Source organism: Mycobacterium sp. SMC-21 (genome assembly GCF_045310825.1).
Taxonomy (GTDB): domain Bacteria; phylum Actinomycetota; class Actinomycetes; order Mycobacteriales; family Mycobacteriaceae; genus Mycobacterium.
This window is the reverse complement of sequence record NZ_JBJIAO010000043.1, coordinates 1-13,507: the sequence shown is the minus strand read 5'-3', so window position 1 is coordinate 13,507 and position 13,507 is coordinate 1. Positions and strand designations below refer to the sequence as shown.

The window sequence follows — 13,507 nt, the reverse complement described above, 5'->3', positions numbered from 1 at the left end:
AAAGGTCGAACCCAACATGGGAAAGCTGGACGGCAAGATCGCGCTCGTCTCCGGGTCGGGGCGTGGCATCGGACGCGCCATCGCCTAGAAGCTGGCAGGCGACGGTGCCAGGGTGGTCGTGAACGACCTCGACGCCGGGCCGGCGAACGAGACGGTGGCCGCGATCGAAGCCGCCGGTGGCACCGCGGTCGTGTGTGCGGGCAGCGTCACCGAGGACGGTTTCGCCGAACGCTTCGTACAAACGGCCGTCGATGAGTACGGCGGAGTGGACATCATCGTCAACAACGCCGGCTACACCTGGGACTCTGTGGTACAGAAAATGAGCGACGAGCAGTGGGATGCGATCCTCGACGTGCACCTGAAAGCACCGTTCCGGATACTTCGCGCCGCCCAGCCGGTGATCAGCGCGGCGGTCAAGAAGGAACGCGAAGCGGGCGACGTGAGTTGCCGCAAGGTCGTCAACATCTCCTCGATCGCGGGCACAGGGGGCAACGCCGGTCAGGCGAACTACTCCTCGGGAAAGGCCGGCGTCCTCGGGCTCACGAAGGCGATGTCGAAGGAGTGGGGCCGCTACAACGTCACCGTCAATGCGGTCGCGTTCGGACTCATCCGCACCCGCCTCACCGAAACTCCCGCCGGAGGTGACGGGACGATCGACATCCAGGGCCGCGAACTAGCGGTCGGCGTCAACCCCGACCTTCTCGCCACCATGGAACGCGCCATCCCACTAGGCAGGGCCGGAACGCCAGACGACGGCGCGGGTGCCGTCTACCTCCTGTGCATTCCCGAGTCGGACTACATCAGCGGACAGGTGGTGATCTGCGGCGGCGGCTTCAACACCTGAGCAATCTCAGCCGGCTGCCGAGCCTAACCGGTCATTGCTCGCGCTGAACAGCGCGTCAGCTGCAGCGGTGACCAGCATCGCCTCGACTGTCGCGTCGTCCAGCGACGCGGGCATGTACGCGGACGCGTTCAGTAAAGACAGCGCGGCGGCGACCAGGCTCTGTGCGCGTGTGTCGTCCAGATCGCCGCGCGCCAGTACCAGCGCATCGACCCAGATGGCTTCATAGCTGCGCTGTCGGCGCCGAAGGGCACGGGTGGCAAGCGGCGATAGTGAGCGGTGCTCGCGGGCGTAGACGGCCAGCAGGCCACGGTGCCGAGCGCCGAAAGCCGGATGCAGCTCGACCAAGGTGCGCAGGACCTCCGACGAGGTCTTCGCCGTCGTGCCGTGTCGCGCGCCGGCGAACAGCTCAGTCATTGCGGAGTCGCACAGTTCGCGCAGGATTGCATGCTTATTCTGGAAGTGCCGGTATACCGCTGGCTCGCTCGCCCGAGCCGCGGCGCCGGTGTCATCAATACCCACCGAGTGGAAGCCTTGGCACGCGAACAGGTCGGCGGCGGCCTCAAGTAGCAATTTGCGGCGCAAGCCAGACGCGTTCGTGCCTCCTATCAGTTCGTCGCGATCATTACGTGTGGAGTGCTCCGCAGAACGATAGTCCTATCGACGCCCGGGTTTCCTGCGTCGACACCCACCGCACCGTCTTCGAAAAGGACAACGCAACTGCTGAACTCGGCCGTTGTTGCCAAATTCTCGCATCAGCACGTCGATTGAGAGACCCTGCCCCGAACCCGCGAGGCGCTGCGCAGGCCACTCAGCGCAGAACGACTCCGGCCTCGATGCCTGTGAACTGCGTACGCAGCTCGGTCTTGAGCAGCTTGCCGGTGGCGTTGCGTGGCAGTTCGTCGACGAAGTGCACGTCGCGCGGGCACTTGAAATGTGCCAGCCGCTCACGACACCAGTCCACTATCTCTTGGGCGCTCGGCGCTTCCACCGCGGGTTGGGCGACGACGACCGCGACGACGCGTTCCCCCCACTTCGCGTCCGCGCCTCCGATCACAGCGGCGTCGAGTACCTCCGGGTGGCGGAACAGAACCTGCTCGACCTCGATCGGGTAGACGTTCTCGCCGCCGGAGATGATCATGTCCTTCTTGCGGTCGACGAGGGTGATGTATCCCTCGGCGTCCATGCGTCCGAGGTCGCCCGTGTGGAACCAGCCTCCGCGGAACGCCTCAGCGCTCGCCTCGGGCTTCATCCAGTAGCCTGTAAACACGTTGGGGCCACGCACAATCAACTCACCCACAGTGTCGATCGCGACTTCGCGATCGTGGTCGTCGACGATGCGAGCGTCGACGTGCATCGCCACGCGGCCAATCGACCCCGCCCGAGTGCTGGTGTTCTCGGCGTCCAGGACGGTCACCAACGGGGCGGTCTCGGTCATGCCGAAGCCCTCGGTGAAGGGCACACCACGCTCGCGCATGAAATCGATCACCGTCAGGGGAACGGGTGACCCGCCGCCCATAGCGAAACGCAGCGCGGACAGGTCGAAGGAGTCGAAGTCGGGCACCTTCATGAGCGCGGCCCACATGGCCGGCACCATGAACTGAATCGTTACTTGGTGGTCGGCCATCGCTTGCAGCGTTGCTCGCGGGTCGAAGGCGGGCATGATGACGCTGGTGCCGCCGACGTAGAGCAGCGGCAGTGTGTGCACACCCAAGCCACCGATGTGGAACATCGGCGCCACCGCGGCCGTGACGTCGTCGCCCCGCACGCCGATATCGGTGCCGAGGACGTTGATCGCGTTCCACAGCAGGTTGTCGTGGGTGAGGATCGCGCCCTTGGGTCGGCCGGTCGTCCCCGACGTATACATGATGAACGCCGGGTCGCGGCCCTCGACATCGCCGTTAATCGCGTCGAGCGTTCCGCCTGAGACGAGGTCGTCGTAACTGAGCTCACCCGTCGCCGGCACCCCACCGGCGCGCACGATATGGCGCACGCGGGCTCCGGATTCGGTGACGGCTGTCGTGGCTTGTGCGGCCAACGGCTCGTGGAAGATGAGGACGTCGGCCCCGGAGTCGGCCAGGATGTACCCGATCTCGGGTGCAGCAAGCCGCACGTTGAGCGGTACGGTGATAGCGCCGATCTTGGCGCAGCCCAGCAGCACCTCGATGAACTCGGCCGAATTGACCAGCAGCACTGCGACCCTGTCGCCTTTTCGCACGCCGAGCGCGATCAAGGCGGCGGCGAGCTGGTTGGTGCGCCGATCCAAGTCGGCGTAGGTGATGTGCTCGCCGTTGCTGATCAGCGCGGTACGCCCGGCGTTGAGGAAGGAACGCCGGGTGACCCAATGACCGATGCCGCGTTGCATGTGATCTCTTTCCGTTTCCGCCGGCTCAGTAGGACGCTGGAAGACGCAGGCTGTGCTGCGCCACGAAATTGAGGATCATCTCGCGGCTGATGGGGGCGGTGCGCATGAGTCGGGCCGGGCCCCAGAGCGTGGCGAGGCCGTACTCGGTGGCCATGCCGTTGCCGCCGTGGGTCTGAATCGCCTGGTCGAGCGCCAGGATGCCTGCCTCGGCCGCGGCGTACTTCGCCATGTTGGACGCCTCACCCGACCCGGGGTCGCCTGCGTCGTGCAGGGAGGCGGCGCGCTGGGTCATCAAGCGCGCCAGTTCGACCTGGATCTTGGCGTGGGCGAGCGGGTGCGATACACCCTGGTGCGAGCCAATTGGCGCTCCCCATACGTGCCGCTCACGTGCGTAGTTGGCGGCTTTGTCGAGCGCGTAAAGGCCGATGCCGTTGCCTAGTGCTGCGCCCATGATCCGCTCAGGGTTCAAGCCCATGAAGACCTGGCGCAGCCCTTCGTTCTCTGCGCCGATCAGGTTGGCGGCTGGCACACGAACGTTATCGAAGAATAGGGTGAATTGCTTCTCCGGAGTGACGGCCTGCACCGGGATGAGGGACTTGGTCAATCCAGGTGCATCGGTGGGCACGACGAGCAGGCTCAAAAGGCCGCGACCACGGTCGTTGGTGGACGTGCGCGTCACGACCAGAATGGCCTCGGCCTCGTCGACGCCGGAGATGTAGTACTTGGTGCCGTTCACGACCCAGTCGTCACCGTCGCGTTTGGCGGTCGTGGAGATGTTGTGCGAGTTCGAGCCCGCATCCGGCTCGGTGATCGCGAAGGCCATGATCGTCTCGCCGCTCGCGATGCTGGGCAGCCATCGTTGCTTGAGTTCCTCACTGCCGAAGGCCTGGATGATGGTGCCGCAAATGGTCGGCGAAACGACGGTCATCAGCAGCGGGCATCCGGCCGCGGCGAGTTCCTCACCGACGATCTGCATGTCGTAGATGCCGCCGCCGCCGCCGCCGTACTCCTCGGACAGGTTCACGCCGAGGAAGCCCTGCTTGCCTACGGCCTGCCATAGTTCGGTGCTCTTCTCGCCTGCCAGTGACTTCTCAAGGTAGTACTTGTGGCCGAAGTCCTTGGCGATCTCGGCGACCGCCTTGCGCAGGTCTTGGCGTTCCTCGGTCTCGTGTAATTCCATGACATTCCTGACGTCGTGCGATAGCACGCGGCCGGTCGGCAGCGCGCTGGCTTTACCTAGGGCTGTATGGCGCAGGCCGCCTCGCCGCCGTCCACCGCCTCGACCACGGCGAGTACATCGCCGGTGGAAACCTGCTTCCCGACCTCGACCGGCAGTGCGCTCAACAAGCCGTCGATCGGGCTGGCGATGCTGTGCTCCATCTTCATCGCCTCGAGGACGACGAGCGTTTGTCCGGCTGACACAGTCTCGCCCGTGGCGACTGGTAGCCGAATCACCGAACCGGGCATCGGTGCCGTGAGCGAACCCGGCGGGGTCAGAGTGCTCGGGTCGACAAAGCGCGGCGCCACGCTCAAGGCCGTATAACCCAAGACCGAGTCGACATGGGCGAGATCGCCGTCGATGAGCACGTGGAACGTTCGTCGAACGCCGCTCACGCTCAACACGACGGATTCGGTGCTCCCCACCACGACCGCGACGTCGGCCGACGGTTGGTCATCGACACTCAACGATGTTCCCATCGGATGCAGCGTGTAGCCGACGCGTATATCGCGCCCGGTCTGCGTCCGCCAGGTGGTGGTCTGCGGTTGAGAGGAGTTGTTTCGCCAACCTGCGGGCAGTGACGCTTGCAGGGGCGCGACGGCACGCCGAGCGGCCACGCCGGCCACGGTCGCCGCAATGGCGTGCAGACCCTCAGCGTATGAATCGACAAGGGGCGCGCCGAGTTCGGCGACGTCGTGTCGTTGCAGGAAACCGGTGTCCGTGCCGCGCCCGGCGAATTCGTCGTGGCGCAGGGTCCGCACCAACAGGTCGCGATTGGTGGTAATGCCGTGAATACGGGCGCCGGCCAGCGCCGCCGAGAGACTGGAAAGAGCCTCCTCGCGCGTTGGAGCCCACGCGATGACCTTGGCGAGCAGCGAGTCGTAGTGGTGGCCGACGACCGAACCGGCCCGGAATCCCGAATCGACCCGCACGCCGGCAAGCGCTGGAATATCCATGGTGCGCAGGGTCCCCGTGCAGGGCCGGTAGTCATCGGCCGGATCCTCGGCGCACAAACGGGCCTCGATAGCGTGACCGCGAACTCGCAGGTCGTGCATCTCGTCGGGCAGCGCTCGCCCCATCGCAACCAGCAGCTGGGCCCGCACCAGGTCAAGACCTGTGATCAGCTCGGTGACGGGGTGCTCGACCTGCAACCGGGTGTTCATCTCGAGGAAGGCGAAGGAGCCATCCATGCCGTCCCGGCCCACGTCGTAGACGAACTCGACCGTTCCGGCGCCTACGTAACCGACGGCGCGCGCGGCGGCGATGGCGGCCTCGCTCATCCGAGCGCGCAACGCGTCGTCGACGACCGGTGACGGTGCTTCTTCGATGACTTTCTGGTGGCGACGCTGCACCGAGCACTCGCGCTCGAACAGAGAGACGACGTTGCCGTGCATGTCGGCCATGACCTGGATCTCGACGTGTCGCGGGCGCTGGATGTATCGCTCGAGGAAGACGGTGCCGTCGGAGAACGCGGCAGCAGCCTCACGGGAGGCGGAGGCCACCGCCTCCTCAAGCTCATCCGGCGAGGTGACCACGCGCATACCCCGGCCGCCACCGCCAGCGCTGGCCTTGACCAGGACCGGGTAGCCGACGTTGGAGGCCAACTTCTCGAGGTGTTCGGCAGACAGCCCCGTCGTGTCGCCACCGGGGAGTACGGGAACGCCCGCGTCGGACATCATCTTCTTGGCCGCTAACTTCGAGCCCATCGCATCGATCGCCTCGGCCGGTGGGCCGACGAAGATCAGGTCGGCAGCGGCGCAGGCCCTCGCGAACGCAGCGTTCTCCGACAGGAAGCCGTAACCGGGGTGAACGGCGTCGGCGCCGGTGAGCGAGGCCGCGGCGATGATCCGTGACATGTCGAGGTAGGTCTCGGCGGGGGACGAGCCGGGGAGGCGCACCGCCTCGTCCGCGTCGGCGACATGCCACGCGTCGGCGTCGGCGTCGGAATAGACGGCCACCGTGGCGATCCCGAGGTCGCGGCAAGTGCGGAACACTCGCCGTGCGATTTCACCACGGTTGGCCACCAGTACCTTGGAGATCTTCGGCATCGTCATCACATCCGGAAGACGCCGTAGCCGCGCTGGCCACGAACTTCGCCGTTGTGGATGACCGACAGACACAAACCGAGAACCGTCCGCGTGTCGCGAGGATCGATGATTCCGTCGTCATAGAGGCGACCGCTGTTGGCCAGGGCGACGGATTCCCGCTCGATTTGTTCCTCGACCGAGGTGCGCATCTGGGCGTCGGCGTCCTCATCGAAGGGCAGCCCGCGGTCGGCGGCGGACTCGCGCGCAACGATGGACAGCACTCCGGCCAGTTGCGCCGGACCCATGACCGCCGACTTCGAGTTGGGCCACGCGAACAGGAACCGCGGCGAGTACGACCGGCCGCACATGCCGTAGTTCCCGGCACCGTAAGACGCACCCATGGTGATGGTCACGTGCGGGACAGCGCTGTTCGACACGGCGTTGATCATCTTCGCGCCGTCTTTGATGATGCCTCCCTGCTCGTACTCGGCGCCGACCATGAATCCGGTTGTGTTCTGCAGGAAGATCAGGGGCGTGTCGATCTGATTGGCCAGCTGAATGAACTGGGAGCCCTTCTCGGCCTCCTCACTGAACAAGATGCCCCGCGCATTGGCCAGGATCCCGACCGGAAACCCGTGGATCGAGGCCCAGCCGGTGACCAGTGACGTGCCGTACAGCGGTTTGAACTCGTCGAAGGCCGATCCGTCGACCACTCGGGCGATGACGTCGCGGGGGTCGAAGGGCACCTTCGGATCAACCGACGCGATGCCGAGCAGCTGGTCGGGGTCGTACACCGGCGGGTGCGGCGGCAGTGTGGGTCCGGTGCCACACTTCCGCCAGTTGAGCCGCGCCATGATGCGCCGGCCGATGCGGATCGCATCCTGCTCGTCCTCTGCCATGAAATCGGCCAACCCCGAAGTGCGGGCGTGCATATCGGCGCCGCCGAGCGATTCGTCGTCGGAGACCTCTCCGGTGGCCATCTTCACCAACGGCGGACCGCCGAGGAACACCTTGGAGCGATTGCGCACCATCACGACGTAGTCGCACATGCCAGGGATGTAGGCACCGCCAGCGGTCGAATTGCCGAAGACCAACGCCACGGTCGGCAACCCTGCTGCGCTGTGCTGGGTCAGGTCGTGGAACAGTTGACCGCCGGGCACGAAGATCTCCGCCTGTGTGGGCAGGTCGGCACCGCCGGACTCGACGATGTTGATGATGGGCAGTCGATTCTCCCGCGCGATAGCCATGCCGCGGAACACTTTTCGGAACGTGTACGGGTTCGATGCGCCTCCGCGCACGGTGGGGTCGTGAGCGATGATCATCGACTCGATTCCCTCGACGATGCCGATGCCGACCACCACACTGCCTCCGACGGGGAACCGGGTGCCCCATGCGGCGAAGGGGCACAGTTCGAGGAACGCCGTGTCGGGATCGAGCAGGAGTTCAATGCGTTCTCGGACGAGCAACTTGCCCCGTTTACGATGCCGCGCAACGTACTTCGGTCCGCCACCGGCATTCGCCTGCGCCAGCTGCTCCGCGATGGCGTTGAGTTGAGCGCTCAGGCCGTCGCGGTTCTCGAGGTAGCCGGGCGCCGTTGCATCGACGTGATCGGGTAGGACGTGAACCACGGTATTCCTCCGAGCGATCATCGACGCCGATCTGCTGACGCGGTAATGTTAGCCGCAATTAACGTCGGGTGACAACCGCGGCAGGACATGCCTCGGGTCGAGCAAGGAGGAGCATCACGATGACCCAGTTGGACGAGCAGTCGGGTACCGAGGTGGTCAGCCCGTGGGAGACACCTGAGCGCCGCGCCCTGACCGATCTCGTGCAGGCCTTCACGCGCAAGGAGATCGCCCCTTACGTCAGCGAATGGGAGGAGGCCGGAGAGCTACCACGCGAATTGCACCGCAGCGCGGCCAAGGCGGGCCTGCTCGGTATCGGCTTCGCCGAAGAAGTCGGCGGAGTCGGCGGCGACCTGCGCGACCTAGTCCTTCTCACCGAGGGCGTGATGGAGGCCGGCGGCTCGTCGGGGGTGCTGGCGAGCCTGTTGACACACAACATCGCGTTGCCTCACATGGCCGCCCACCGAGATCCGGATCAGGTCCGCCGGTTCGTCGCGCCCACTCTCGCCGGCGAGAAGATCGGCAGCCTGGGCGTGACCGAACCCGACACCGGTTCCGACGTCGCGGGGATCCGCACGACCGCAGTTCGTGACGGCGATCATTACGTCGTCAACGGGGCGAAGATGTTCATCACATCGGCGGTCCGCGCAGATTTCGTGACGACGGCCGTACGCACCGGCGGCCCTGGCGCCGGCGGAATCTCGCTGCTCGTCGTCGAGCGCGGAACACCCGGATTCACCGTCTCGAGCAAGCTGAAGAAGATGGGCTGGTGGTGCTCGGATACCGCCGAGTTGGGCTACGTCGACGTGCGGGTCCCCGCATGCAACCTCGTCGGCCCCGAGAACAGCGGCTTCATCCAGATCATGCAGCAGTTTCAAGTAGAGCGTGCCTTCATCGCCGTGCAGTGTTACGCCACGGCGCGGCGCTGCCTCGACCTCACCCTGCAGTGGGTGAAGCAGCGCGAGACGTTCGGGCGGGCATTGTCCACCCGTCAGGTGGTTCGCCACAAGGTCGCCGACATGGCTACCGCCGTTGACGTGGCGCGCACCTACACCCGTGCCGCCGTCGACCGCATCGTCGCAGGTGACACCGATGTGCGCATGGTGTCAATGGCGAAGAATGTGGCCGTCGCCGCGTGCGACCTCGCTGTCGATACCGCGGTCCAGTTGCACGGCGGTATGGGCTACCTCCGTGAGACCGAAGTCGAACGCCACTACCGCGATTCGCGCATCCTCGGCATCGGCGGCGGCACCACCGAGATCATGAAGGAGATCATCGCCAAACACATCGGCCTGTGAACCGTGCAGGGCTCGATGCACACCATCGTGTGTCTAAGGGGTCTTGAGGGTTCGGTTGACTCCTGATATCTGAGGATTGTGGGGTTCTCGGTAGAAGGGTGCCGATCATGGCGAAGGCGTATCGGGAGGAGTTCCGGGACGATGTGGAAGCGGAATTACTGCCTCGATCGGAATGAACCACTGTCGCAACGGGATTGCGAGGAATGATGGCCATATGGAGCCGCGTTGACCGCCAACTGCGACTTCATCGGGAATCGATCGAGTAACGGAATATACGATTAGAAAACACGCGGTTTACCGCACAGGCGTAGCTTGTCCGTGGTCGTAACGTGTTATGTGATATCGCTGAGTCACAACTGATTTGGCCGATCGGCGATGAACACACGGTGCACGAGATCGTCATGAACGGGCGGCCCACTTTCGTCGGCACGGCTGGCTTCTCACCAAGCATGCGGAAATTCTGTCGCGTGAGCGCAGCCGCCAAAAGCGCCGCAGCCTTTCTCGGCCAGACCGTCAGGGATGAAGCGGTACACGAACCCGGGATCATCAAGATGGACATCAGGGCAGCGTTGGTCAGGGGGACTGCCCCGAGTTCAGTTGACTCGCGGGGTGTGAATTTTCAGGCCGCAGTTGCGACTGGTGTGTGGAGCAGTTCGAACTCTATCGGCGTGGGTCTGCCGAGTGCGCGTTGTCGGCGTCGGCGGTGTTAGGTCCGCTCGATCCACGACACGATCGCCAGGCGTAATTCGGTGCGAGTGGCCCAGCATTTACGGTCGGGCACGTCGCGCCACCGCGCTGTGCAGCGCCCGAGTGGCCAGCTGCGACTTAATCGGGTCATCGATGCTGTACCCGACGATCCGGTTCGAGAACACATCCTTGATCGCACAGAGGTAGAGCGTGCCCTCTCCGGTCATGTGTTCGGTAGGATCGCTGATCCACAATTGATTTGGGGCTTTAGCAGTGAAGTCGCGGTCCACGAGGTCGTCATGCACCGGCGGGCCGGGTTTCCCGTTCTTGCCCCGCTTCTTACCGAAGACACTCCATAACCGGTTCTGCGAGCAGATCCGCCAGCCGGTGCGCTCGACCATCGGCTCACCGGCGTCACGGGCTTCCTCGACCAGGTAGCGATACCCGAACTCCGGATCGTCGCGGTGGGCATCGAACAGGGCGTTGACGCGGTAGGCCTGGACGAGGTTGGCGTCGGTGACAGGCTGGGACAGCCAGCGGTAATACGGTTGGCGGGCGAGCCTGAGTACCCGGCACGTCACCGCGACAGGGATTCCGTCGGCGGCGAGCTCCTTCACGAGCGGGTAGATACGCTACCGCCCTGCGCAGCACCTCGTTCTCATGTTCCAGCAGCCGATTTCGGCGACGCAGCTCGCGCAGTTCAGCAGAGTCGCCGGTGCTTTTGCCGGGTTTGGCGCCCTCGTCGATGTCGGCCTGGTGCATCCATTTGTGCAGGGTCATCGGATGGACACCGAAATCGGTGGCGACCTGCTCGATCGTCACACCGGCTTCGCGGTTGCGAGCGACGCCGACCACGTCGTCACGGAACTCCTGGGGGGTAAGGCCTGGGCACAAGGACATCCTTCCAGCCTGCCCACGACGGGCAAGCCAACTCAGATGTCACCTATTCATGCAGCAGACCCGGATTCTTACGCCATTGCTAGTGTCCCGCGACTGGAATTCGTTGATTAATACTAGAATCGGCCCGTAGCGACTAGGGGTAGACCGGTAGTTGCGCTGGTATTGAACGACGACGAACGTGAACGTTGCAACGATGGGTGCGCAGGGCCAAGTCATCGCAGGCGCGGCGGTCGCGGATCGTATTGGGTTGCGCGGCAGGTAAATCCGACAACGATGTCGCCCTGACGTGGGCGTATGGCCGCAGACAGTCGGTAGATGGCGTCGACGGTTCTTGAGGCTCGCAGCGACGGGCTGAACGATGAGCCCCGTCCGGGTGGTCCCCGCACCATCACCGATGAGCAGGTCGATGTGGTGCTGGTGGCGACGTTGGAGCGCACTCCGGGGGACGCGACGCACTGGTCGCGGACATCGATGGCCAAAGAATCGGGCCTGGCCAAGTCCATGTTGGGGTACCAAGGCTCATCCACAGGTTCTGATCATTGCTCGGTTCGCGATGTCGTCGGGCTCTACCTGGACCCGCCCGATAAAGCGCTGGGCCCCGCGTCGACGAGAAGGGGTTGGCGGCTATCAACCGCGCACCGTCGATGCGGCCGACAAAATCAGAAGGCAGGGGTCAGTCGGATCGGCAGGTGGGTGGGGCCGCGAAGTGAGCTGTTGATTGACCAGGTGGTCAAACCGGCCGCTGCGATGGCCGAGGCTTGGGTGGTGAGTTCGCGGAGCACGGCCTGGCCTTCCATGCGAGTCAGGGTTGCTCCGATGCACATGTGAGCACCGAAGCCAAAAGCGATGTGGTTGTGCGGGTTTCGATCAGCGCGGTAGGTGTCAGGATACTCGAAGACCTCAGGATCGCGGTTGGCCGCGCCGAAGGCCAGCAAGAGCCGCGACCGGCTGGGGATAGTCACCTCGCCGACTCTGTAGTCGGCGCGAGTGTAGCGGTACAGGTTTTGGATTGGTGTCGAGTAACGCAGCTGTTCCTCGACGGCGCTTGGGATCAGGTCAGGATGGTTTCGGATCATGGCGAACTGATCGGGGGCGTGGGCGAGAGTGTCGAACATACCGCCGATGAGGTTCGTGGTGGTTTCGTTCCCAGCGAACAGCAGTAGCATCGCGATGAAAAACAGCTCGTCGTCGGAGAGCTTGCCATCCTCATTGTTATCGACGAGCCGGCCCAGTACGGTATCCGACCCTTTGAGCTTGCCCGAGGCCAACTGGTCCTTGAAGTACCGGCGCAGTGCCGCGATCGCCCGAACTCCTCTGAACCCGTACCGCAGCCCGGCAGCGGTGGCGCCAGCATTGATTACGCCGACACCGTCTTCGGACCATGATCGGAAGTTGCAGACATCTTCGGGAGGGATGCCGATTATGTGTGCGATCATTCGGATGGGCAAAGGTACGGCGAGGTGCTCCATCACGTCGCAACCGGGGTTGGCGACTACGTCGGCGACGAGTTCTTTGGCGAGTTGGTCTGCCATGCCTTGCCAGTCGCTCATGGCACCCTTGGTGAATCCAGGTTGAACCTGTTTGCGGAGCCTGGTGTGGTCATCGCCGTCGGTGAGCACCAGGATCGGTGCCGAGATCTTCATCCGGGTGACGCCCTGGCTACTTGTGACCGCCTCGGTATCGCGCAAGGCCGCTCGGATGTCTTCGTGTCGGCTGAGAATGAAGGTCGCACGTTTGGGGTTGTAGTGCACTCGCCCTCCGGCGTGCAGCGCGCGATAACTTTCGAATGGCTGCGCCGCGGTCGCCGGATCGAGTGGATCGAAATCGGTATTGACCGCGCCGGTCCATCCTGCATAGCCACGACGCCGGACCCGCACGGCCGCAGCAACGTTCATTCCGATCGCCCCCATCACCGGTGCCCAGACCTGCCGCACCGCGCCATCCCAGCGCAATGTTCTCATCGGCGCTACGCGCCAAGTTTGCTGGACGGTTGGTGCTTTGAGTCCGGTACGTAGCACGCCATGGAAACAAGTCTGACCAACTGCGCTCCACCGCGTCAATGAGTCTCCGGGAAACCCGGGTGTTTCAGGTTTTTGAATCGCCCTGGAAATCCCGGAGGCTCCTGGCCTTGGAAACGAGGATGCGGGTATGCCCACGGTATCGTCATCGGGAAAGGAGCCGACCAGTCGCCGCTACAGCCCGGAGGAGACGGCTGCAGCGGCGCGGATGGTCCGTGCGTTGCGCGCCGAACTCGGCACCGAGCAGGGCACCGTTTGGCGGGTTGCTAACCAGCTCGGCTATGGGGTCGAGTCGGTGCGTTCCTGGGTTCGCCAGGCCGACGTCGACAATGGCTACGAACCCGGAGTAACAACGGCCGAGTCGCAGAAAGTCAAAGAGCTTGAGTAGGAGAACCGAGAACTCAAGCGCGCCAACGAAATTCTGAAAAGAGACGCCAGTTTCTTCGGGGCGGAGCTGTGCGCCACGAGGCGCTGGGTATATCGAGAGGCGGTGAGAGACCGTCTCCTTCGGGTCGTCGCAGCGGCCT

The 13,507-nt window shown here is 64.3% G+C and carries 7 protein-coding genes and 3 pseudogenes; 3 read left to right on the top strand and 7 right to left on the bottom strand.

From position 1 onward, the window contains the following. Nucleotides 1-16 precede the first annotated feature (16 nt). Nucleotides 17-844, top strand: a pseudogene (locus tag ACJH6H_RS25840) (SDR family NAD(P)-dependent oxidoreductase). Nucleotides 845-850: 6 nt separating this feature from the next. Here ACJH6H_RS25840 and ACJH6H_RS25835 read toward each other — a convergent pair. The 5 genes from ACJH6H_RS25835 to ACJH6H_RS25815 form a co-directional block, all read right to left on the bottom strand. After that, nucleotides 851-1,450: a TetR/AcrR family transcriptional regulator gene (locus ACJH6H_RS25835; protein WP_318986953.1), complete on the bottom strand. Its 600-nt coding sequence runs from the start codon at nt 1,448-1,450 to the stop codon at nt 851-853. A 202-nt stretch (nt 1,451-1,652) separates the two neighbouring features. Beyond that, the gene (locus ACJH6H_RS25830) at nt 1,653-3,206 is read right to left on the bottom strand and encodes a long-chain fatty acid--CoA ligase (protein WP_318986936.1); all 1,554 of its coding nucleotides are present in this window, start codon (nt 3,204-3,206) and stop codon (nt 1,653-1,655) included. Nucleotides 3,207-3,231: 25 nt separating this feature from the next. After that, nucleotides 3,232-4,386 (bottom strand): acyl-CoA dehydrogenase family protein, encoded by a 1,155-nt coding sequence (locus ACJH6H_RS25825; protein ID WP_318986935.1) that lies wholly within the window; start codon nt 4,384-4,386, stop codon nt 3,232-3,234. Between the two features lie 56 nt (nt 4,387-4,442). Continuing rightward, nucleotides 4,443-6,473 carry a biotin carboxylase N-terminal domain-containing protein gene (locus tag ACJH6H_RS25820; RefSeq protein ID WP_318986934.1) on the bottom strand — a complete coding sequence of 677 codons (2,031 nt, stop codon included), beginning with the start codon at nt 6,471-6,473 and terminating at the stop codon, nt 4,443-4,445. Between the two features lie 5 nt (nt 6,474-6,478). Then, entirely contained in the window at nt 6,479-8,080 is a 1,602-nt protein-coding gene (locus ACJH6H_RS25815) for an acyl-CoA carboxylase subunit beta (RefSeq protein WP_318986933.1), read from the bottom strand. Between the two features lie 119 nt (nt 8,081-8,199). Here ACJH6H_RS25815 and ACJH6H_RS25810 point away from each other — a divergent pair, with 119 nt between their 5' ends. Then, nucleotides 8,200-9,375: an acyl-CoA dehydrogenase family protein gene (locus ACJH6H_RS25810; RefSeq protein WP_318986932.1), complete on the top strand. Its 1,176-nt coding sequence runs from the start codon at nt 8,200-8,202 to the stop codon at nt 9,373-9,375. Between the two features lie 619 nt (nt 9,376-9,994). Here ACJH6H_RS25810 and ACJH6H_RS25805 read toward each other — a convergent pair. Together ACJH6H_RS25805 and ACJH6H_RS25800 are read right to left on the bottom strand one after the other, a co-directional pair. Further along, a pseudogene (locus ACJH6H_RS25805) lies at nt 9,995-10,962 on the bottom strand (IS3 family transposase). A gap of 659 nt (nt 10,963-11,621) precedes the next feature. Continuing rightward, nucleotides 11,622-12,923 carry a cytochrome P450 gene (locus ACJH6H_RS25800; protein WP_346415426.1) on the bottom strand — a complete coding sequence of 434 codons (1,302 nt, stop codon included), beginning with the start codon at nt 12,921-12,923 and terminating at the stop codon, nt 11,622-11,624. A gap of 187 nt (nt 12,924-13,110) precedes the next feature. Here ACJH6H_RS25800 and ACJH6H_RS25795 point away from each other — a divergent pair. Next, nucleotides 13,111-13,365 (top strand): annotated as a pseudogene (locus tag ACJH6H_RS25795) (IS3 family transposase); the annotation flags it as partial. Between the last annotated feature and the right edge of the window lie 142 nt (nt 13,366-13,507).

What these genes read in the sequence shown, in the direction of transcription:
- ACJH6H_RS25830 (WP_318986936.1), bottom strand. Translation starts at nt 3,206, where the DNA reads ATGCAACGCGGCATCGGTCATTGGGTCACCCGGCGTTCCTTCCTCAAC.
- ACJH6H_RS25825 (WP_318986935.1), bottom strand. Translation starts at nt 4,386, where the DNA reads ATGGAATTACACGAGACCGAGGAACGCCAAGACCTGCGCAAGGCGGTC.
- ACJH6H_RS25820 (WP_318986934.1), bottom strand. Translation starts at nt 6,473, where the DNA reads ATGCCGAAGATCTCCAAGGTACTGGTGGCCAACCGTGGTGAAATCGCA.
- ACJH6H_RS25810 (WP_318986932.1), top strand. Translation starts at nt 8,200, where the DNA reads ATGACCCAGTTGGACGAGCAGTCGGGTACCGAGGTGGTCAGCCCGTGG.
- ACJH6H_RS25800 (WP_346415426.1), bottom strand. Translation starts at nt 12,923, where the DNA reads ATGAGAACATTGCGCTGGGATGGCGCGGTGCGGCAGGTCTGGGCACCG.